Genomic DNA, 20,303 nt, shown 5'->3' with positions numbered 1-20,303 from the left:
TTTTCAGGGGGACAGCGGCTCCGGACGGCGGTCGGGCGTCAGGGCGTCGTCGGTGCCGGCGGGGTCCAGCGGCGGGTGCGGGGCACCGTGCCGGGGACGCCGTAGTCCCGCTTGAGCTGTTCCGGGATGGCGTAGTGCATGACGCGGCCGCGGGTCAGGGAGGACAGTTCGAGCACGGTCGTGAGGTGGCCGAGGCGGTCCAGGGCCCAGGCGGCGAGCGGGGAGCGGTCCTCGATGGTCTCCAGGACGCCGAGGAGGTGCGGCACGGCCTTGACGACGGTGTCCCAGGGGGTGCGCGGCACGTCGAGCCAGTCGGCGCAGGTGTCGCCGACGAGATGGCGGATCAGGGCGGAGACGATCGGGTCGAGGAGGGTGCCGGGGACGACCTCCTCGTAGAGGTCGATCAGCTGCCGGGTCAGGTGGGCTCCCTCGTCGGAGGGGCCCATGTGCCGGATCATGTACAGGTCCAGGAAGGCGCGGGCCTCTTCCAGGGTCCGGGGCACGGCCTGCTGGTCCACGCCCAGCATGGCGCCGACGACGCGCCAGGCGTAGTAGTAGGCCTCCGCGCCCTCCTGGGACATGTGGATGCCGAGGCGGTGCAGGCTGTCGAGGACGAGCAGCGAGAAGAACATCTGCCCGCCGATCATGTCCTCCTGGCAGATCGGGGTGCCCAGTGCGGCGGTGTCCCACCGGTTCTCGCGCCGGAGGTGGTGGCGGATGGAGGCGTGCAGCAGGCGCACCTTCTGTGCCGCGGGGATGAAGCGGCTGCCCGCCTCGAAGGCGTCGGGCTGCATCAGGTGGACGGTGAACTGGCCTGTCTCCGCCATGCGTTTGGAGGGGTACTCCAGGCCGTGCGTGGCGGACAGCAGCCTGGCCACGTGCGGGACGACGTAGCACGCGGGCATGGCGGCGAAGGACAGCGCGGTGGAGATGTGCACGTTGTTGTCGATGAAGAACAGCCGGGCCTTCTCCATCTGCGCCCAGTCGACCCAGGACGGCGGTGCGCTCGTGGCCCTCAAGTAGTCCCGGGCGACGTCGGGGAGTCCGTCGGGCAGCGGGGCGCCGACGGTGGAGACATGGCGCATCAGGGTGTTGAACGTGCCCACCTCCCCGCGCTCGAAGAGGGTGGCGACGGTGGCGTCGGCGAGTTCGTCACCGGCCTGCCGCAGGGCGTCCAGGGAGGCATCGGTGTACGTCGTCATACAAGGCTCCTTGCTGCGTTGCGGGAGGGTGGACGGCCGGCCGGCGGGCGGCAGCGGCACGGACGCGGGGTGCCGCCGCACTGCCGCCCGGGGAGGCGCCGGAGGTCAGGACAGCCGGTGGGTGGCGGAGCGTGCCAGCGCGGTCAGGGCGCTGCCGGCGTGCGCGGGCACGTCGAGTGCGTGCAGGGCGTCCAGTGCCTGCCCGACCCGTGCGTCGATCATGTCCTCGATGCGGTCGGGCGCCTTCAGCCGGCGCATCACCGCCCGCACCTCGTCCAGGGCCGCCGCGTCCGGGCGGCGCCGGCCCAGCAGGGCGCGCAGGCGCTCGCGGTCGGCCTCCCCGGCGAGCCGCCAGGTCTCCGCCAGCAGGGCCGTGGGGCGGTTGCCGCGCACGTCGTCCGCGGCCGCCTTGCCGGTGGTCTGCGGGGTGCCGAAGAGCCCGAGGAGATCGTCCCGCAGCTGGAACGCCTCACCCAGCGGCAGACCGTAGGCGGAGTAGCCCTCGCGCAGCCGCTCGCCGGCGCCGGCCAGGGCGCCGCCGATCAGCAGGGGCTGCTCGACGGTGTACTTGGCGGTCTTGTACCGGATCACCTTCAGCGAGGTGGCGGTGTCGGGTCCGGTGCCGGTGCGCAGGATCTCCAGGCATTCCCCGGCGATCAGTTCGCGCGCCATCACCGACCACAGGGGCCGGGCCCGGGCGAGGTAGGCCGCGGGCAGGCCGCTGGTGGTGAACAACTGCCCGGCCAGCGCCATCAGCAGGTCCCCCACCAGCATGGCCAGGGACCTCGCGGCGGCGTCGGCGCGCGGCCGGCCGCGCACCGCGCCGCGCAGGGCCGTGTGCGCGGTGGGGCGGCCGTGCCGCAGCGGGCTGTCGTCGATGAGATCGTCGTGCACGACCGCCGCGGCGTGCACCAGTTCCATGGAGGCCGCCGCGCGCACCAGGGCCTCGCTGTCCGGTTGTCCCACCGCGCGCCAGCCCCAGTAGCAGAACGCCGCCCGCAGCCGTTTGCCGTCCGCCACCGCCGCTTCCAGCTGCCCGGCCACGGGTGCCAGCAGGGGGTCGATCTCCGCGAGGCGGTCGGCCTCCTCGGCGACGAACCGGCGCACCGCCTCGTCCACGCGGGTCTTGAACGCGGCCGGATCCCACCGGTCAGACATCGTCGGCGGCCCGCCGGGCCAGGGCCTGCCGGGCGAGGATCTCCAGGTGGGCCGGGGGCGCGGCCGCGTACCGGTCCAGCGCCAGCCGCCCCCGGGCCACGAGGTCGTGCTCGGCCTGCGCCGCCAGGTCGCCCGTGTCGGCACGGCGCAGGAGACCCTTCACGGTCCCCACGGCGGATCCCAGCGTGCTCACGGCCAGATCGGCCAGTCCCGCCACCAGCAGCACCACCTGCGCGTCCGCACCGCCGCGCTGCCCCGCCCCACGTGTCATCGTCTCCCCCAGCCCCGTAACGCCCGGGCGGCACCGGTCGTGTGCCGCCCGTGCGAGCATCGCCCGGGACCGGCCGCGGGAGCGGCGGAATTCACGGTCGAGTGATCACACCGCACGTCTGCGCGATTCGCCGGGGCGGGGGACGGGCCGGGCGGGGTGCGGTGGGGGCCGGGGGCGGGATGAGGTGGGGCGGGGTGCGGTGGTCAGGGGCGGGTCAGGGACGGGGGCGCAGGCCGGGGTCGTCCGGACGGCGGCCGGTGAGGTTGGTGATCAGTTCCGTGCACAGGTCGCGGAGTTTGATGTTCCGGTGCTGCGAGGCGGAGCGCAGAATGGCGAAGGCCTCGTCCGCGGTGCAGCCGCGCTGGCCCATGACGACGCCCATGGCCTGATCGATGACGCCGCGGGAGCGCATCGCCTGCTGCATCTGCTCGGCGAACGCCTCCGCGTCGGCGATGCGCTGCGCCAGCGCGATCGCCCCGGTGGCCTGCGCGGCCAGGGAGCGCAAGGCACCCAGGTCGGCGTCGTCGAACGCGTGGGCCGGGCCGCCGTAGATGTTCAGCGCGCCGACGGTGTGCGTGCGGGCTGCGATCGGCAGGGAGACGGAGGAGCGGATCCCGCAGGCCGCCGCGTAGGCCGGGTAGTCGCCCCAGCGCGATTCCGCGAGCATGTCCCCGACGAGGACCTCTTCGCCGGTGCGGGCGGACTGCAGGCACGGGCCGTCGTCCTGGCCGTACTGCTTCTCGTCCAGTTTGGGGGCCGGCGGGCCGGCGCTGGCCACGGTGAGGGGCCGGTGATCGCGTTCCAGGGTGACGCCCGTTCCCTCGGCGCTGGAGAGCTCCAGCGCCGCGTCGGCCAGGGTCTGCAGAAAATCCTCCAGCGACTGGGTCTGCAGCAGCCACTCCATCAGGGAAGCGCTGACGGAAGCGTCGTCGTGGACGTGGTCAGAGGTCACCGCGTGCTCCTCCAGGTGGCCGTCGGCCCCTCGTTGGTCCGAAGTGGTGGGCCAGGCCTCTCCTGCCACCCTACAGACCCGCGCGGCGGATGACGGCGGCGGCGGAGGCGGCGACGCCCCGTCCGTCACCCGGATCGCGGCCTCCCGGCCCCCGCCGCACTCCGGCCCGGCGGCCGCGGGGCGTCACCCCGCGGCCGCCGTGCGGGCCGGGTCTGCCGTCACGACGTCCGGGAGGCCAGGTACTCCTCGACGCCCGGCGCGGTGTGCGCGTCCTCCACGTTCACCGCGGCACCGACCGCCTTGGCGTCCGGCTTGTGCACGTACGTCGCGGTGCTCGCCGGCTGGGCCTTGTCGGAGAAGTCCTGCGCGGTGCCGAGGCCGACGTCGACCGCCGACTGGGAGCGGTGGGCCTTGATCACGTCCTCGCGGGCGAGGCTGCCGTTCTCGCAGGCCTTCTTCAGGTCAGTGCCCATCAGCTGGGCGGCGTTGTAGCCGGACAGCACGCCGGAGTCGACGAGGGAGCCCGGGAACTTCTTCTGGTACGCGGCGACCATCTTGCGCACCCCGGGCAGGTCCGAGCTGACCGCGGGCGCGGCGCTGACCACGTTCAGCAGGGCGGCGAGCGCGGGGGCCGCCGGGGTCTTCATCAGCTGCGGGGCGTAGCCGGGGGCGCTGCTGACCACGGGCACCTTCAGTCCGCGCGAGGCCGCGACGCCGACCAGGGAGGCGGTCTGCGCCGGTCCGGCGCTGACCAGGATCGCCTTCACGCCTTCCTTGCGCAGGGCGGAGACCTGCGCGGACAGGTCGGTGTCCGTCGCCTTGATCTTCTGTCCCACGACCTTCACCCCGGCCTTCTTCCCGGCCCACTGGGAGCCTTCGAGCGCGTTGGCGCCGTAGTCCCCCTCGAAGTAGACGTGCCCGACGGTGTCGCCCTTCTTCAGGCCCTTGGCGCGGGTGAGGAAGTCGACCGCGGCGATCATGTCGATGTCGTAGGTGGTGCCCAGGACCTGCACGGAGTCCCGGTCGAGCAGGGAGGCGGCCCAGGCCTGCGGGAAGGTGAGCACCTTGTCCCGCTCGATGTCGTCGAGCAGCGCGGCCATCACGGGCGACCCGATGACCTGGGGCAGCGCCACGACGTCCGCCGAGAGGTCGGCATAGGCGGTGACGGCCTTCTGCACGTCGTAGCCGTGGTCCTTGACGACGATCTCGACGCGCCGGTCGCAGATGCCGCCGCGGGCGTTGACCTCGTCCGCCCACATCTGCTGGGCCTGCACGATGCTCTTGCCGAGGGTGGCGTAGGGGCCGGTGAGGTCCGTCAGCGCGCCGAGTCTGATGACCTTGTCGGTCACACCGGGACCGGACTTGACGCCGTCGGCGCCGTCGCCGGCGCTGCCGGAGGAGTCCGCTTTGGAGCTGCATCCGGTGGCCGTGAGCAGCAGGGCGGCGAGGGCCGCGGCCAGGAGCGTCCTGGGGCGTGCGGGGTGCGTGTGGTGCGTGGACTTCACGGGGTGGGCTCCTTGGCTCGTGCGGAGGGCGCGGGTGAGGGTGTCGCGGGGGCGGTGGCTCGGGGTGGCGGGGCGGATCGCCGGTGGCGCAGGCGGGCACGCAGGCGGCGGACCAGGCCGTGCAGCCCGTCGGGGGCGAACAGCAGGATCAGGACGATGGCCGCTCCGTAGAGGTAGCGGGCCGCCTCGGTGGGGCCGACCGTGCCGCCGGTGGTGCCGGGGGCGGCCACGAGGGGCAGTTGGTCGGCGTAGCGGGTCATCAGCAGGGGCAGCGCGGTGACGAAGACGGCGCCGGCGGTGGCTCCGGCGACCGAGCCCAGACCGCCGATGACGATCATGGCGAGGTAGTCGACCGACAGCACGAGGCCGAAGTAGTCGGGCACCACGCGGCGGAAGGACAGGGCGATCATGACCCCGGCGAGGCCCGCGTACATCGACGAGACGACGAAGGCGGCCGAGCGGTAGCGGGAGACGTCCACGCCCATGACGGCGGCGGCGGTCTCGCTGTCGCGCAGGGCCACCAGCGCGCGCCCGGGACGACCGCGGAGCAGCCCGCGGGCGGTGAACCAGGTGAGCGCGAACACGGCGAGCCCCAGGTACCACAGCCGCTCCTCGGCCCCGAACGGCACGCCGAGCAGGGTCAGTTCGGAGTCGGCGGAGAAGGAGAAGCCGCCCACCTCCAGCGGCGGCACCGAGCGGCCGTTGAAGCCGCCGGTGACGGAGTCCGCGGTGAGCAGGACGTGGTGGCCGAGGAAGACCAGGGCCAGGGTGGCGACACCGAGGTAGACACCGCGCACCCGGCCGGCGACGGGACTGAAGAGTCCGCCGGCCGCCCCGGCGAGCAGGACCGCGAGCACGGCCGCCACGGCGGTCGGCAGCCCGGGGCCGGGTTCACCGGCCAGCCAGACGTACCCGTAGGCGCCCACGGCGAGGAAGAAGGCGTGGCCGAGGGAGAGCTGGCCCGCCGTGCCGGACAGCAGGCCGAGGCCGATCGCGCCGACGGCCGCCGCCATCGAGAACAGGCCGATGCGCAGCCAGAACGCGTCGAGGTAGAAGGGCAGCGCGCACAGGACGGCGACGGCCGCGAGGGTCCACCACCCGCGCGCGGTGCCGGTGCGGATCCCGGAGAGCCGGTCAGACACGGACCGCCGCCTTTCCGCCGAACAGGCCGGTGGGCCGCACCAGCAGGACCAGCACCATCACCGCGTAGGGGGCGACGTCGCCGAAGCCCTCGCCGAGGACGTGCAGTTCGGACTGGTAGCCCGCGACGAGCGCCTCGGTCATGCCGATCAGCAGGCTGCCCGCGAGGGCTCCGGGCGGCGAGGCCATCCCGCCGAGGATCGCCGCCGGGAAGGCCTTCAGGGCGATCTGACCCGTGGTGCGCTCCAGGCCGGGCGCGGGGAACGCGGCGAGGAAGACCGCCGCCAGGGCAGCCAGCGCCCCGGCCAGGCACCAGGCGAGCATGCGGATGCGCACCAGGCGTACGCCCATCAGCGCGGCCGCCTCGACGTCCTCCGCCGAGGCGCGCAGCGACAGGCCCCAGGAGGTGTAGCGGAAGAGCGCGAAGACTCCCGCGATGACCAGGGTGGAGACGACGATCGCTGCGATCCGGCTGTCCGCTACGGTCACCGGGCCCAGCCCGCTGACCGAGTCGCCCCAGGGGTCGCCCAGCGCGAGCAGGTCGCCGCCGATGCGCCGGGACAGGTCGGTGAGGATGAGGATGTCGACGCCGATGGTGACGATGGTCTGCACGTGGGCGGCGTGCGGGTCGGCCCCGCCGCCGGCCTGCAGCAGGAAGCGGTCCATGGCGCCGGCCACGGCCGCGGTCACCAGTACGGACACCGCCAGGGCGGCGGCGAAACCGAGGTCGTCGTGGAGCACGGCGGTGAGGTAGCCGCCGAGCAGGAGCAGCGAGCCGTGGGCGAAGTTCATGACGCCGGAGGCCTTGAAGATGATGACGAAGCCGAGCGCGACGAGGGCGTAGACCGCGCCGAGGGCGAGGCCGTTGAACACGTTGTCCAGGAAGGTCGTCATGCCGCCGCCTCCTCCCCTTCGGCGCCGGTGCCGAGGTAGGCGCGCAGCACCTCCGGGTCGCGGCGGACCTCGTCCGGGGTGCCGTGGGCGATGGCGCGGCCGAAGTCGAGGACGGTGACCTCGTCGGCGAGCCGCATCACCAGTCCCATGTCGTGCTCCACCAGCACGACGGACAGGCCGAGTTCGGCGCGTACGGCGTGCACGACCTCCACCGTGCGGGCGCGTTCGGCCGCGTTCATCCCGGCGACCGGCTCGTCGAGGAGCAGGACGCTGGGCTCCAGGCAGAGCGCGCGGGCGAACTCCACGCGCTTGCGGTCGCCGTAGGAGAGCAAGGCCACGGGGTGGTCGAAGTGTGCGGCCAGGCCGGTGAGTTCGGCGATCTCGCGGGCACGGTCGAGATGGACGCGTTGTTCGCGGCGCGCGTGCGGCAGGCGCAGGGCGCTCGCGGCGAACCCGGCCCGGGACAGGGCGTGGCGGCCGAGCATCAGGTTGTCGGCGACCGTGCCGTGCGTGGTGACGATGTTCTGGAAGGTGCGGGCGACGCCGAGGGCGGCGATGCGGTGCGGGGCGAGCCGGGTGAGGTCGGCGTCGCCCAGGCGTACGGTGCCCGTGGCCGGGCGGCACAGCCCCGACAGGACGTTGAAGCAGGTGGACTTGCCCGCTCCGTTCGGTCCGATGAGCGCGTGGACGGTGCCCGGGGCGACGGTGAAGGACACCGTGTCCAGGGCGGTGAGTCCGGCGAACCGGACGGTCACGTCCGTCACGGTCAGTTCGGGTGGTGCGGTGGTGCGGACGCTCACGCGGCTCCCTGCCCCTCGGTTCTTGCGGCGGTCTGTGCGGTGCCGGCGCCGGTCGCCGCGGTGTCGTCGGTCGCCGCGGTGTCGTCGGTGGTCTCGCCGAGGTAGAGCCGCTTCACGGCGTCCGTGCGGGCGAGTTCGCCGGCCGGGCCGGAGAGCCGGACCTCGCCCACCTCCAGCACGTGGGCGGTGTCGGCGAGGGAGAGCGCCATGCCGGCGTTCTGCTCGACGAGCAGGACGGCGGTGCCCTGGGCGTTGATCTCGCGGACGACCTCGGCGATCCGGTGGACCATCTGCGGGGCGAGGCCCAGGGAGGGCTCGTCGAGGAGCAGCAGGCGCGGCGCGGCCATGAGGGCGCGGCCGATGGCGAGCATCTGCTGCTCGCCGCCGGAGAGCAGGCCTGCGGCCTGCCGGGTGCGTTCGGCCAGGCGCGGGAAGAGCGTGAACACCCGGTCCCTGGCCTCCGCGACCTGGTCCGGGCGGCGCCGCCCGAGGCCGAGGCCGCCGCTGCGCAGGTTCTCGTCGACGGTGAGCCCGGCGAAGACCCGGCGTCCCTCCGGGACCTGGACGACTCCGGCGCGCACCGCGGCGACCGGGTCGCGCCCGTCGAGTTCCGTGCTGCCGTAGCGGATCCGGCCGGCCGTGATCGCGCCGCGGTGCAGGCGCAGGGTGCCCGACACCGCCCGCAGCAGGGTCGTCTTGCCCGCGCCGTTGGCGCCGAGGAGGGCGACGACCGTGCCGTGCGGAACGGTGAGGCTCACGGAGCGAAGGGCGGACAGGGCGCGGCCGTAGGTCACGTCGAGGCCCTCGACGTGCAGGGCGGGCTCTTCGTCCGGTGGTGCTTCGGGCATCACGGCTCCTCGTCCGTGCCGTCGGGCACGGGTGCTTCGGGGGAAGGGCAGCCCACGACAGCACGGGCGCGGACGCGCGGTACAGGTGTCCGGGCCGGGTGGCTGCGTGGTCCCAACGCCGGTCGGGCGGGATTGTGCGGCTGCCCAGGGGGCCGGGGGGCGGTCGTCGGTGCGCGGTCGGCGGAGGGCGGTCGTCGGCGCGCCGGCGCGCGGTCGTCGGCGCGCCGCTGCCAGGGGTGTCCGCCGGGCGGGCGGAACAGCCGGGCGGCGGGCAGAGGGAGGAGCCGGCGGTGCCGGTGGCACCGCCGGAAGCCGGTGGCGCGGGGCGAGTCCGGGGCACGACGAAGGCGCGCGTGGGACGAGCAGTCGCGCGGTCGCGCCGGGCGATCACGCCGGGCGGTCGCCCCGGGCCGGTCAGCCGCGCAGGAGGCGGCGTGCGGTCAGCGCGAGGTTGATCTCCACCACGTCCAGCGGGCGGGCCAGGGAGCGGCCGATGAGCTGCTCGCAGCGGCGCAGCCGGTTCAGGACGGTGTTGCGGTGGCAGTACAGCCGTTCCCCGGCGCGCTGAGCGGACCCCTCGGAGGCGAACCAGGCGACCAGGGTGTCCAGCAGGACGTCCCGGTCGGCCGGTTCCAGCCGCAGCACGGGTCCGAGCACCTGCTCGGTGAGGCCGGCGCCCAGCTCGGGACAGGAGATCACCAGCGCCTCGGGCAGATGCTCGGACAGCCGGACCGTGCCGCCCTCGGGCGGGCAGATGCTCAGGGCCAGGTCGGCGAGGCGCCGGGCGTCGCCCACGGCGGCGAGTCCCGTGACGGCGCTGCCGACACCGATCCGGCACCCGGCGTCCGCCCCGTCTCCGGGCAGGTCCAGCGCCGCCGCGGGGTCCCGGTCGTTCTCGCCGTCCCCTCCCTCCCCCACCAGGACGATGCCGTAGTCCACGTCCACGCCCGCGTGCCAGTACGCGTGCGGACCGGACGGACGCGCGCAGGCCCGGATGCCCGTGGGCCGCTGTGGCCGGACCCCGGCCACGGCCACGACGACGTACCGGCCGTGCTCCGGCAGCCCGAGTCCCTCGGCCGTCTCGGGCAGGTCGGCGATCCGGCTGGTGCCGTCCAGCAGGGCGGCGGCCAGCAGGCGCAGCCGGTTCTCACGCCGCCAGGCGAGCTGCCGCTCGGCCTGCCGGTAGGCGTCGGCCACGAGGGTGCAGTGCTCGTCGACGAAGTTCCAGACGTCGGTGGCCACGTGCACCAGGAGACGGATGTCGTCCGGTTCCGCGCGGGCGGTCTCCTCGACCAGCCGCTGCCACACCAGGGACCCGCCCAGCCGGAACGCGTGCAGCAGGGCGTCGAGCGGCAGCCCCTGCTCGGCGCGGGCCACACCGATCCGCCAGGTGCAGCGGTGGGCGGCCTCGCGGGTGCCGCGCGGGTCGATCAGCGAGGTCACGCTGTGCCGCAACGAGCGGTGCGCCTCCTGCCAGGTGGCGGCGTGGTCGGTGTCCAGCGCCGTCCGGTACGCGGGCTCCTGCTCGCGCAGGACCACCAGCAGCCGGTCGGTCAGCTCCGGCAGTTCGCCGAGCAGGACGCGGGCCGCCCGGTGCAGGACGCGCAGCGCGTCCGCGTCGATCAGCGACCGGATCCGCCGTGTCCGCGGCTGCGGAACCGGCACCGGCCCGGTGCGGAACATGGTGCGTGTGCGTGCGGCAGGATGCATCGCGGTCCTCCCCCAACTTCGACGGCCCTCGTCACCCCTACGGTCCTGCCCCGAAGAATGGCATACCGTCCGGTCGGTCCCCAGAGGTGTGCGGCACTCTTCTGCAGCGGAGCGGCAGTCCCGGGGTGGGGGCCCGCGGTGATCGGCGGGCGTTCAGCGGCTTTTCCGGCCGGGCTCAGCGACTCTCCTGGTCGACCATGCGGGCCAGCTCGACGCGGGAGCGCACGCCCAGTACGGCGAAGACGTTGCGCAGGTGGTAGTCGACGGTCCGGGTGCTGACGGCCAGGCGCTGGGCCACCTCGCGGTTGGTGGCGCCCTCGGCCACGTGGCGGGCGATGCGCAGTTGCTGCGGTGTCAGCCGGGACAGTTCCCCGGCCGGCTCCGTCTGGGACGCGGCCCCGTTGGCCCGCAGCTCGGCACGTGTCTGCTCGGCCCAGGCGCCGGCGCCGCAGCGTTCGAAGCCGACCAGGGCGGCCCCCAGCCGGCCACGGGCCTCGCGCAGCCGTCTGCGGCGCCGCAGCCATCTGCCGTACAGCAGTTCCGTACGGGCACGCTCGAAGTCGCCGCCCGACTCGTCGTGCAGCGCGAGTGCGCGCAGGTAGAGGTCGTCGGCCTCACCGTCCTCGGCGGCCAGCAGGGCGCGGCAGCGGGCGAGCTGGGCGGGCGCGTGCGGGTCGGCGCCGAAGGCCGCCCACTGGGCGAGGTCGTCGACGACACCCCGGGCGTCCTCCGGCTGCCCGGCGAGCACCGCCGCCTCGACGAAGCAGGGCACGGCGAGCATCCAGACGGCGAAGTGCCCGCGCCGGGGACCGGGGCCGACGAGCGGACCGAGCCGGTCGGCGGCGTCCAGGGGGCGGCCACGGGCCAGGTCCGCCCGGGCGATGGCCCACTCGGCCAGGGTCGCCGCCTGGGCCAGACCGTGGCGGCGGGCGGTGCGCAGGGCGGCGGCGGCGTATCCGGCGACCGCTGCCGTGTCCCCCTCGATCGAGGCGGCCAGGGCGAGCATCGCGTGGTGGCTCGCCGCCGTGTTGCGGCGCCCCGCCGCGAGCGCCGCCCGCACACCCTCCTCCGCGTGGGCGCGCGCCTGCGCGTGGCGGCCGGCCCGCAACTCGCCGTAGGCCAGGTACTCCAGGGCGCGCGCCTCGGCCCCGGTGCACTCCGCGTTGCGGGCGGCCGCGAGGGCGCGGGCCCCGGCCGCGCGGGCCGCGTGCACGTCGCCGAGCAGCAGCGCGGCGGCTGCGGCACGCAGCAGCCGCTCCGGCCGGCCGTCGCTCCTCGCCTGTTCCAGCACCCGCCGCAGCGGCTCGGCGGCCTCCTCGGGCCGCCGGGCGAGCAGGGCACGCATGCCGTCTCGGTAGTCCCGGACGAAGGGGTCGCGGGGCCAGGCCGGGCCGGGTCCCGCACCGCCCGGCCCGAATCCGCCGCGGGCCGGCCCGCCCCGGTCACCGGCCGGCCCCGACCGGCCTCGGGCCGCACCCGGCGCAGCCCCTCCCGCCGCAGCCGTCGCCGCCGTGGCGGCGTCCGGGATGACGTCCGGGAGGGCGTCCGGGAAGGCGTATCCGTCCGCCCGCTCCGCGGTGTCCGTGCCGTCGAGGGTGGCCAGGCAGGCGAGGGCATCGCCCGCCGCCCAGGCGGCGTCCACGGCGGCGAGGCGTGCGGCCTCGGCCACGTCCGGGGCGTCTGCGGCCGGCAGGGACGCGGCCAGCAGCAGGGACGCACGCGCGTCGCCCACCGGCCCGTCGTACAACTGCCTCAGGCCGCGCGCGAGTTCGGTCCGGCCACGGTGCTCGGCGGCGGACCGGGCGGCCTCCTGTCGCTGCGGGCTCCCCGTGCGGGAAGCCGTGCGCGCCCAGCTGCTGTCTGCGGTCACCCCAAGAAGGTTACTTGCGCGTAAGGAAGACCGGAAGGCTTACGTCCGCCCTGCGAGACGCGCGGAACCCCGTCGGCACCTGCGGGTTTGCCCGCGAGTGCCCGGTGGTGGCCTCCGGTCGCGGGGGGCGCGGATTGTGCCGCGGCCCAATCACCGGGCCCCTCGGCCGTGCTCCTGCACGACAACGGCGGCGGACGCGTGGTGCGCGTCCACCGCCGGTCGCCCCCCGTCACCCCGGTCGCCCCGGTCGCGCCGGCTGCCGCGGCTCCGCGACCGGGGCGCCGGGCGTGGGGTGTGGCGTCAGGAACCGTGCGGGCAGTTGCCCCGGTACTCCTCGATGGTCAGGCTCGGCCGGGGCAGCGGGCACAGGAACTGCTCGTAGCGGGTGTCGTTGTCGATGAACCGCTTGAGCCAGGAAATGCTGTACTTCGCGATCGTCGTGTTCGACGAATTGGGCGTGAAGTGCGACGCCGAGTTCAGCTCCAGGTAGGCGCGGTCCAGCGAGGAGGACAGGCTGGAGTAGAACGGTTCGGCGTGCGAGGAGACCGGGGCGATCGTGTCGCCGTCGGCTCCGAAGATCAGGGTCGGCGTGGTCAGCTCGGACCAGCTCTTGTCCAGGTTCCACGGCGTCAGCGGGATCGCCGCCTGCAGGGCCGGGCGCGACTTGGCCGCCTCCAGGCTGCCGCCGCCGCCCATCGAGTGGCCCATGACGCCGAGGCGGGAGGCGTCGACACGGCCGCGCACCGAGCTGCGCTGGGTGAGGTAGTCCAGGGCGGCCAGCAGCTGGCGGCCACGGGAGTCGGGCTGGTCGAGCGTGGTGAGGGTGTCGATGGTGAACACCACGAAGCCCTGCGAGGCCAGGCGCGGTCCGAGCCAGGCGATGGACGACTCGTAGGCGGTGTAGCCGGGCGAGATGGCCACCGCGCCGAAGGTGCCGTCGCTGGTGCTGGTCGGGTAGTAGATGGTGCCGCCGCCGAAGCCGGTGACGGAGAGCGAGGAGACGGACGTCTGCGACACGGCGTACGGGCCGCGGCTCGCCTCGATGCTGGACGTGGTGGGAGCCGGGCCGCGCTCGTAGGGGTTGTCGGCGGCGTGGGCGCCCGGGCTGGTCAGGGGTCCCAGTCCGACGACGACGGCGAGCGTCGCGGCGGCGGCGGCCAGTCGGCCGGTCCGGCTCCCGGTCCGGCTCCGGCGTGAGCCGGACCGGGTGCGGGGGTGCGGATCGGTGTGGGGGTGGAGATGCACGACGAGTCGTCCTCTCTGTCGTGGCGGGCGGCCCGTGCCGCGGGCACGCGGGACCTGGGGCGTCCGCCGCGTGCCCGCGGGGCCGGGCACCGCCGTTGGGCTGGCCGTGCCACTGTCGGGCACCGGGCCCCGCGCGCGGACCGGCAATGTCACCGGTCTTGTGCGGCCGCTGTGAGGGGCTGTGTCCCGAGGCGGTCGGACAGCGGCCGTCGTGTACGGCCTGACAGAGAACGCGCGACGGAGACGGAAGCCGTCCGTACCCGCCGTGCGCGGGCGCCACAGCAGCCGTGCGCGAGCGAACCAGCAGCCGGACGCAGGCGGGACAGCGGCCATGCGCAGACGGGACAGTGGCCGGGCGCGGGCACCACAACAGCCGGACGCAAGCGGGACAGCAGCCGTGCACGGTCAGGACAGCGGCCGTGCGCGGGCGCCACAACAGCCGTGCGCGGGCGGGACAGCAGTCGTGCGCGGGCGGGCAAGAGCCGCTCGCTCCCGGTTCTAGCGTGACCGCGGGCGGCCCGGCGGGATCTGTGATGCCGGGGCGGGCCGCCTCGCCGGAGATACCGGCGAGCAGAGAGTCTCAGGAGTCCGTATGTCCCACACCTTCGAGCCGGCCGAGCCGGTTCTCGAGCCGGCCGCGGCCGCGTTCGCCGAGGCGACCGCCAACCCGCCCTACCTGTTCGACCTGGCCCCGGCCGAGGGCCGCAAGGCCGTCGACGAGGTGCAGTCGGGCGACATCGCGAAGCCCGCCGTCGACGAGGAGTGGATCACCGTCTCCGGCGGTCCGACCGGCAGCGTCCGCGCCCGGATCGTCCGCCCCTCCGGCGCCGAGGGCACGCTGCCCGTCGTCCTCTACATCCACGGTGCCGGCTGGGTGTTCGGCAACGCCCACACCCACGACCGCCTGGTCCGCGAACTCGCCGTGGGGGCGAACGCGGCCGTGGTCTTCCCCGAGTACGACCTCTCCCCCGAGGCCCGCTACCCGGTCGCCGTCGAGCAGAACTACGCCGTCGCCGAGTGGATCGTCGCGCAGGGCGCGGCCAAGGGCCTGGACGCCTCCCGCCTGGCCGTGGCCGGTGACTCCGTCGGCGGCAACATGGCCGCGGCCGTGACCCTGATGGCGAAGGAGCGCGGGGGCGTCCCCCTCGTCCAGCAGGTGCTGTTCTACCCGGTGACCGACGCGAGCTTCGACACCGGCTCGTACCACCAGTTCGCCACCGGCTACTTCCTGCGCCGCGACGGCATGCAGTGGTTCTGGGACCAGTACACGACCGACGAGGCCGAGCGGGCGCAGATCACCGCCTCGCCGCTGCGCGCCACCACCGAGCAGCTCACCGGCCTGCCGCCCGCCCTCGTCATCACCGCCGAGGCCGATGTGCTGCGCGACGAGGGCGAGGCCTACGCCGGCAAGCTGCGCCAGGCGGGCGTGCCCGTCACGGCCGTGCGCTACCAGGGCGTCATCCACGACTTCGTGATGCTGAACGCCCTGCGCGAGACGCACGCCGCCGACGCGGCCATCCGCCAGGCCTCCGCCGTCCTCCACGCCGCCCTGCACACCCGCTGACGCGGCGCGCGGCCTCGATCGTCCCAAGGAGCACAGACATGGTCACCACCCCGACCGCCCTGCTCGTCCACGGTGCCTTCGCGGACGCCGGCAGCTGGTCCGGCGTCATCGCGGAGCTGCAGAACCACGGCATCCCCGTGGTGGCGCCGCCCAACCCGCTGCGCGGCCTGGCGTCCGACGCCGCCTACATCGCCTCGCAGGCCGCCCAGATCGACGGCCCGGTCGTCCTGGTCGGCCATTCCTACGGCGGTGCCGTCATCTCCGTCGCCGGCACCGCGGAGAACGTGGTGGGTCTGGTCTACGTCGCGGCCTACATACCCGAGGAGGGTGAGAGCCTGGGCGAGCTGCAGGGGCGCTTCCCGCTCTCGCCGCTGGTGAGCAACCTGCAGGAGAAGACGTACCCGGTCGACGGCGGGCGGAGCGCGGTCGAGGTCACCATCAAGGCCGAGGCCTTCCCGGCCGTCTTCGCCGCCGACGTGCCGCCGTCCGTGACCGAGGTCCTGGCGGTGGCGCAGCGTCCGCTGGCCGCCTCGACGTTCACGGAGACGGCGTCGGCAGCGGCGTGGAGGACCAAGCCGTCCTGGGCGCTCGTGGCGGCCGCCGACGAGGCGATCAACCCGGAGGTGGAGCGCTTCGGCGCGAAGCGGGCCGGTGCCACGGTCGTCGAGATCGAGGGCGCCTCGCACGCGGTCGCCGTGTCCCGTCCGAAGGACGTGGCCGGCCTGATCCGCGACGCGGTGCGCGCGACCGCCTGAGCCGGCCGCGCGCGACGCGTCGCCGAGCGCCCGTGCGTCAGCTGCCGTGGACACCGACCTCCAGGAGGGAGTAGCCCCAGCCAGTGCCCCGGGCGAGTCCCTGCACGCGGACGTATCTGGCCGGCGTGGCGGTGAAACGGGCGGTGTCCAGGCCGCCGTCGCCCGCCGTCGTGGACCAGGCGGTGCGCCAGGCCGTGCCGTCGGTGGACAGTTCGACGCGGTACGCCTTCGCGTAGGCGTGCTCCCAGTCGAGGGTGACCCGCCGGACGGTCTGCACGGAGCCGAGGTCCAGCCGGTACCACTGGTCGTCGCTCCAGTCGCTCGCCCAGCGGGTGCGGCGGTCGCCGTCGACGGCCCGGTGCGGCTGGTAGCTCGTGAACAGGCTCCACTCGGAGGAGCCGGCCGAGGCGGTGGAGCCGGTGGCGAGATTCGCGGCGGGCTCGTGGTTCTCGGCGGCGCCCCAGGTGTCGAGATAGGACTCGGCGCCGCGCATCAGGTCGTCCACCACGTCCTGGCCCCCGACCCGGCGGATGTCCTCGATCCAGTCCGGGACGAGGCCGTAGTGGGCGGCCCCGTCGGTGTTGAGGTCCCAGGTGCGCTCGCCGGTGGTCTGCCGGTCGATGACGGACCCGCCGTCGGCGCTCCTGAACGGGTAGACGACCTTGTTCGGGGCGTCGGCTCCGCGCGGGGCCGGCCAGCCGCCGACGCCGTTCATGTCGGTGCCGTAGCCGTAGCCGACGCCGTACTTGTCCCGCAGGGCCTCGGTGCGCCGGGCCTCCGCGACGAAGCCCTCGGAGCCGTGCATGTACTGGGCGATGAACCCGCCCAGCCCGTAGACGCGTTCGGTCCACTCCGCGTCCATCCAGCTGTGCGAGGAGAGGACGCCCGGGTAGGACGCGGCCTCGAAGAGGTCGAGCACCCGGCCGGTGGCCTTGACGCTCATGTGGTCGATCTCCAGCATCATCCCGCGCCGCATCATGCCGCGTACGGCGTACTCGCCGAGGTCCGTCAGACCCCGTACGTTGCACCGGGCGTCCGCGCTGTAGCCGGGGACCTCCACGCCGGCCGGGAGCTTCGCCTCGGCACCGGCCGCCGTGGCGCTGCCGATGGAGTTGTCGGCCTGGGGCCCGGCGCACTTCTCCGTCTTCCAGAAGGTGCCGGTCGACAGGAACTGGCCGACGTTGATGGCCGTTCCGAGGGAGCCGGAGTCGAAGCGGACGCCGCACAGCGCGTTGTCGAACTTGTGGCAGAGGAACATGCTGCGCACGCCCAGGTCGTACAGCTCGTCCAGGCCCTTGTCGATGTCGGCCCTGCTGCACTGCGCCACGTCGAGGATCTGCTTGCAGCCGAACGGCTCGGACGTCTCGACGCCCAGGACGACCGCCAGCTTGCCCTGTTCGATGACCTCACGGGCCTGGGCGCTGTCGGTGACGATCCGGAAGAAGCCCTTGCCTGGCCCGCCGTACAGCCGGTCGATGTAGGCCTGCATGTCGTACGTCAGCCTGGCCTGGAGCCGGATGGACGTCATCTCGTCGCAACTGCGGTCCTTGAAGAAGTACACGGAGCAGATCACCCCGTTGGTGACGAGGTCGTTGACCAGCACGCGCTGGCCGCCGCGCCAGGCCCGCTCCACCCAGGCGTAGTAGTTCTGCTGGTGGGTCAGCGAGTCGTGGGCCGGCCAGTCCTTGAAGGTGGGCCAGCCGACCGGGTCGTGCTTGCCGTCGCCGCCGCGGGTGATGAAGTCGAAGATCGCGAGCGAGCCGTCCGGGTAGTGCTCGGGACAGTCCTTGAGCGCGTCGGCCACGCCCTGCTCGGAGAACGGCTTTCCGCAGATCAGGCGCCCGCCGAAAGCCTCGTTGGAGAAGATGTGGTCGTGCGCGTCGACGAAGCCCCGGACCTCGCCCCGGGCGTCGGTGCCGGTGAAGGGCTCACCTGTGACGTTGATCTGCGAGTCGGGCGCGGGCCGCGCGGTGGGGTCCCACCAGCCGGTGCCGGCCGCCGAACTCGGCGTCGGGCCCAGCGCGACGGCCAGCACGAACATCAGGAGCGACACCACCGTCACGCGCTTGCGTGTGCGGTACGGGCGTTCGGCTCTGGTCACAACCCACGTCCCTCGGTCGGCGGGGGGCGAGGCCGGCGGCGGGGGTCACCCGTTTGTCATGACCTCGTCCAAGATGCGACGAGAATCGCCCCTGCCGCCGCACGAGTCAATACACCGGAGCGCATGACCTACTGACAGGTAATCACTCCTCGTGCAGCGGCCTTCGGGGGGAATCGCGGGGAGGGAGTGCGGGCCGGAGAGCGCCGGGTGGTACCGGGAAGAAATGCCCTCACCTCCCGGACCGTCCCAACCGTCTGATCCCTCCGATCCCTCCGAAACACCCGAACCACCCGATCCTCCCGATCCGCCGGTTCCACCCGTTCGGCCGCTCGGCCGTCCCGCCGGCGAGGACGCGCGCGTGCCCGCCCTGCTGCGCACCGCCGCCGCCTACGCGTGGCGGCTCATCGCGGTCGGCGTCGTCGTCCGCGTGACCTTCTCCGTGCTCGGGCAGTTCCACCGGATCGCCGTCGCCGTCTTCCTCGGCCTGGTCGTCGCAGCCGTCCTGCGGCCCGTGGCGGGTCTGCTGGCCCGGTTCCTGCCCCGGCCGCTCGCCGTCGCCGTCGCGGTCGTCGGCGGCATCGCCCTCGTCCTCGGCGCGCTGGCCCTGGTGGGTGAGACGGTGGCCCGTCAACGTGGTGGGCTGGAGAGGGAGTTCGTCGCCGGGATCGACCGGATCGAACGCCGGCTGGAGGAGCCTCCGTTCCGGCTTCCCGCGGATGCCTTCGCCGATCTGCAGTCCCGCGTCGGCACCCTGCTGTCGGAGCACCGCTCCACCCTCATCAGCACGGCGCTCAGCGGCGCGAGCCGGCTGGTGGAGGTGCTGACCGTCCTCGCCCTGGCCGTGTTCTGCGCGGTCTTCTTCACCCACTCCGGCGAGCGGCAGTGGCAGTGGGTGTGCGACCAGCTCCCCGAGGGGGCACGGCAGCGCGTGGCGGTGGCGGGCCGGGCCGCCTGGCGCACGTTCACCGGTTACACCCACGGCATCCTGCTGGTGGCGGGGACGAACGCCGTCCTGGTGGGTGTCGCGCTGTTCGCCCTCGGGGTGCCGCTCGCGGTGCCTCTGGCGCTGCTGGAGTTCCTGGCCGCCTTCGTCCCGCTGATCGGCTCGCCCATCGCCCTGGCGGTGGCGGCGGTGGTCGCCCTGGCCACGAAAGGGCCCCTGATCGCCCTGGTGGTCGTGGCGCTGATCGTGGTCATCGGGCAGCTCGAGGGGCACGTGCTGCATCCCCTCGTGATGAGCTGGGCCGTCCGGCTGCACCCGGTGGTGGTCGCCCTGGCGGTCGTCGGCGGCGCGGTCGCCGCGGGGGTCATCGGTGCCGTGGTGGCCGTCCCGCTGGTGGCCGTGGTCTGGTCGGTGTGCCAGGCGTCGCGCGGACGGACCGCCTGACCGGGAACGTCCCCCGGCCGGACGCGACTTGCGTGCCCCGGCCACCGACCTGGTCCTCCCCCGGCTGCTCTAGTCTCATGGGCGCGGCCCGTGGCGCTTTTCGGCCGGCGGGACGACCGCATGCGCATGCTCGTCAGGAGGACCGTTGTACGACGATGACCGGGCCGACCGCCCGGGAAGCCACGGAGAACACCGGATCCAGCAGGAGCTGGGGACGACCGACCGCGCCGACCGGTTCTACGACGAACAGGTGCTGAACCGGCTCAACGCGCGGATGCGGGATTTCGTGGCCCGCCAGGAGATGTTCTTCCTCGCCACGGCGGACGGCAACGGGGAGTGTGACAACACCTTCCGCGCCGGCCCGGCCGGTTTCCTCCACGTGCTCGACGACACGACCCTCGCCTACCCCGAGTACCGCGGGAACGGCGTCATGGCCTCGCTCGGCAACATCCGGGAGAACCCGCACGTCGGCCTGCTGATGATCGACTTCGCCGGGGACCGGATCGGCCTGCACGTCAACGGCCGGGCCGCACTGGTCCCGGACGACGCCATGCGCCGCGGTCACCCGGGCCGCCTCGCCGTCGACCCCGTGCCCGGCCGGCGTCCGCAGACGTGGGTGCGGATCGAGGTCGAGGAGGCGTATATCCACTGTTCGAAACACATACCCCGGCTCGTCCCGGCCCAGCGGCGGCGCAGCTCCGGGGAAGAGCGGGCCTGGGGCACCGACGACGTCCGCCGCAAGGGCGGCGACTACTTCGGAGCGGCGGCCGAGGCCGGCCGGCGGCTCACAGATCGCACTCCGGGTGTGCCACGCCCGTGAACTCCACCAGCGGGCCGCGGGCGCGGCGGCCGCGGAAGCGGTTCTCCTGCGGCCCCTCCGCCGCGACGCCCCGCGGCTGCC

At 74.1% G+C, this 20,303-nt stretch carries 16 protein-coding genes and 1 pseudogene; 4 read left to right on the top strand and 13 right to left on the bottom strand.

Annotated elements, in window-relative coordinates; translation table 11 throughout:
- Nucleotides 1-38 precede the first annotated feature (38 nt).
- From ACF07N_RS24920 to ACF07N_RS24865, 12 genes and pseudogenes are all read right to left on the bottom strand, one after another.
- On the bottom strand, nt 39-1,202 hold the full coding sequence (locus tag ACF07N_RS24920) for an oxygenase MpaB family protein (RefSeq protein WP_392116723.1): 1,164 nt from the start codon (nt 1,200-1,202) through the stop codon (nt 39-41).
- A gap of 105 nt (nt 1,203-1,307) precedes the next feature.
- A complete protein-coding gene (locus ACF07N_RS24915) occupies nt 1,308-2,360 on the bottom strand; it encodes a polyprenyl synthetase family protein (RefSeq protein ID WP_383334650.1) in 1,053 nt (350 codons plus the stop codon).
- Nucleotides 2,353-2,631, bottom strand: a complete 279-nt coding sequence (locus tag ACF07N_RS24910; RefSeq protein ID WP_392116719.1) for a polyprenyl synthetase — start codon at nt 2,629-2,631, stop codon at nt 2,353-2,355. The genes ACF07N_RS24915 and ACF07N_RS24910 overlap by 8 nt, the downstream gene beginning before the upstream one ends.
- A gap of 214 nt (nt 2,632-2,845) precedes the next feature.
- Nucleotides 2,846-3,535, bottom strand: a complete 690-nt coding sequence (locus tag ACF07N_RS24905) for a GAF and ANTAR domain-containing protein (RefSeq protein WP_392117046.1) — start codon at nt 3,533-3,535, stop codon at nt 2,846-2,848.
- Between the two features lie 266 nt (nt 3,536-3,801).
- Nucleotides 3,802-5,088 carry an ABC transporter substrate-binding protein gene (locus tag ACF07N_RS24900; RefSeq protein WP_383334646.1) on the bottom strand — a complete coding sequence of 429 codons (1,287 nt, stop codon included), beginning with the start codon at nt 5,086-5,088 and terminating at the stop codon, nt 3,802-3,804.
- The gene (locus tag ACF07N_RS24895) at nt 5,085-6,230 is read right to left on the bottom strand and encodes a branched-chain amino acid ABC transporter permease (RefSeq protein ID WP_392116716.1); all 1,146 of its coding nucleotides are present in this window, start codon (nt 6,228-6,230) and stop codon (nt 5,085-5,087) included. Before ACF07N_RS24895 ends, ACF07N_RS24900 begins: the two co-directional genes overlap by 4 nt.
- A complete protein-coding gene (locus ACF07N_RS24890) occupies nt 6,223-7,122 on the bottom strand; it encodes a branched-chain amino acid ABC transporter permease (protein ID WP_383346279.1) in 900 nt (299 codons plus the stop codon). Before ACF07N_RS24890 ends, ACF07N_RS24895 begins: the two co-directional genes overlap by 8 nt.
- Complete coding sequence (locus tag ACF07N_RS24885) at nt 7,119-7,922, bottom strand: ABC transporter ATP-binding protein (protein WP_392116713.1); 804 nt, start codon at nt 7,920-7,922, stop codon at nt 7,119-7,121. Before ACF07N_RS24885 ends, ACF07N_RS24890 begins: the two co-directional genes overlap by 4 nt.
- Nucleotides 7,919-8,770 (bottom strand): ABC transporter ATP-binding protein, encoded by an 852-nt coding sequence (locus tag ACF07N_RS24880; RefSeq protein ID WP_392116710.1) that lies wholly within the window; start codon nt 8,768-8,770, stop codon nt 7,919-7,921. Before ACF07N_RS24880 ends, ACF07N_RS24885 begins: the two co-directional genes overlap by 4 nt.
- A 414-nt stretch (nt 8,771-9,184) precedes the next feature.
- Nucleotides 9,185-10,480, bottom strand: coding sequence for a PucR family transcriptional regulator (locus ACF07N_RS24875; protein ID WP_383346285.1), 1,296 nt, complete (start codon nt 10,478-10,480; stop codon nt 9,185-9,187).
- Between the two features lie 175 nt (nt 10,481-10,655).
- Nucleotides 10,656-12,263 (bottom strand): annotated as a pseudogene (locus tag ACF07N_RS24870) (LuxR C-terminal-related transcriptional regulator); the annotation flags it as partial.
- Nucleotides 12,264-12,650: 387 nt separating this feature from the next.
- Nucleotides 12,651-13,595 carry an alpha/beta hydrolase gene (locus tag ACF07N_RS24865; protein ID WP_383346288.1) on the bottom strand — a complete coding sequence of 315 codons (945 nt, stop codon included), beginning with the start codon at nt 13,593-13,595 and terminating at the stop codon, nt 12,651-12,653.
- A gap of 592 nt (nt 13,596-14,187) precedes the next feature.
- On the opposite strand from ACF07N_RS24865, the gene ACF07N_RS24860 reads away from it, so the two are divergent.
- Together ACF07N_RS24860 and ACF07N_RS24855 are read left to right on the top strand one after the other, a co-directional pair.
- On the top strand, nt 14,188-15,159 hold the full coding sequence (locus tag ACF07N_RS24860) for an alpha/beta hydrolase (RefSeq protein ID WP_392116706.1): 972 nt from the start codon (nt 14,188-14,190) through the stop codon (nt 15,157-15,159).
- 38 nt (nt 15,160-15,197) lie between these two features.
- Nucleotides 15,198-15,914, top strand: coding sequence for an alpha/beta fold hydrolase (locus ACF07N_RS24855; protein ID WP_383346291.1), 717 nt, complete (start codon nt 15,198-15,200; stop codon nt 15,912-15,914).
- Between the two features lie 37 nt (nt 15,915-15,951).
- On the opposite strand, the gene ACF07N_RS24850 is transcribed toward ACF07N_RS24855, so the two are convergent.
- A complete protein-coding gene (locus ACF07N_RS24850) occupies nt 15,952-18,015 on the bottom strand; it encodes a discoidin domain-containing protein (RefSeq protein ID WP_392116703.1) in 2,064 nt (687 codons plus the stop codon).
- Between the two features lie 358 nt (nt 18,016-18,373).
- Here ACF07N_RS24850 and ACF07N_RS24845 point away from each other — a divergent pair, with 358 nt between their 5' ends.
- Together ACF07N_RS24845 and ACF07N_RS24840 are read left to right on the top strand one after the other, a co-directional pair.
- Nucleotides 18,374-19,402, top strand: a complete 1,029-nt coding sequence (locus tag ACF07N_RS24845) for an AI-2E family transporter (RefSeq protein ID WP_383346303.1) — start codon at nt 18,374-18,376, stop codon at nt 19,400-19,402.
- 145 nt (nt 19,403-19,547) lie between these two features.
- Nucleotides 19,548-20,222, top strand: coding sequence for a pyridoxamine 5'-phosphate oxidase family protein (locus ACF07N_RS24840; RefSeq protein ID WP_392116701.1), 675 nt, complete (start codon nt 19,548-19,550; stop codon nt 20,220-20,222).
- Nucleotides 20,223-20,303 lie beyond the last annotated feature (81 nt).

The organism is Streptomyces sp. NPDC015242, from assembly GCF_043079125.1.
In the GTDB taxonomy this organism is placed as follows: Bacteria; Actinomycetota; Actinomycetes; order Streptomycetales; family Streptomycetaceae; genus Streptomyces.
Note: the sequence above shows the minus strand (reverse complement) of the source record. Positions and strands in the feature narration are given on the sequence as shown.

Bases quoted from the DNA above. Each gene is read 5' to 3' on its own strand.
- ACF07N_RS24920 (WP_392116723.1), bottom strand. From the start codon at position 1,202: ATGACGACGTACACCGATGCCTCCCTGGACGCCCTGCGGCAGGCCGGT.
- ACF07N_RS24915 (WP_383334650.1), bottom strand. From the start codon at position 2,360: ATGTCTGACCGGTGGGATCCGGCCGCGTTCAAGACCCGCGTGGACGAG.
- ACF07N_RS24910 (WP_392116719.1), bottom strand. From the start codon at position 2,631: ATGACACGTGGGGCGGGGCAGCGCGGCGGTGCGGACGCGCAGGTGGTG.
- ACF07N_RS24905 (WP_392117046.1), bottom strand. From the start codon at position 3,535: ATGGAGTGGCTGCTGCAGACCCAGTCGCTGGAGGATTTTCTGCAGACC.
- ACF07N_RS24890 (WP_383346279.1), bottom strand. From the start codon at position 7,122: ATGACGACCTTCCTGGACAACGTGTTCAACGGCCTCGCCCTCGGCGCG.
- ACF07N_RS24880 (WP_392116710.1), bottom strand. From the start codon at position 8,770: ATGCCCGAAGCACCACCGGACGAAGAGCCCGCCCTGCACGTCGAGGGC.
- ACF07N_RS24875 (WP_383346285.1), bottom strand. From the start codon at position 10,480: ATGCATCCTGCCGCACGCACACGCACCATGTTCCGCACCGGGCCGGTG.
- ACF07N_RS24860 (WP_392116706.1), top strand. From the start codon at position 14,188: ATGTCCCACACCTTCGAGCCGGCCGAGCCGGTTCTCGAGCCGGCCGCG.
- ACF07N_RS24855 (WP_383346291.1), top strand. From the start codon at position 15,198: ATGGTCACCACCCCGACCGCCCTGCTCGTCCACGGTGCCTTCGCGGAC.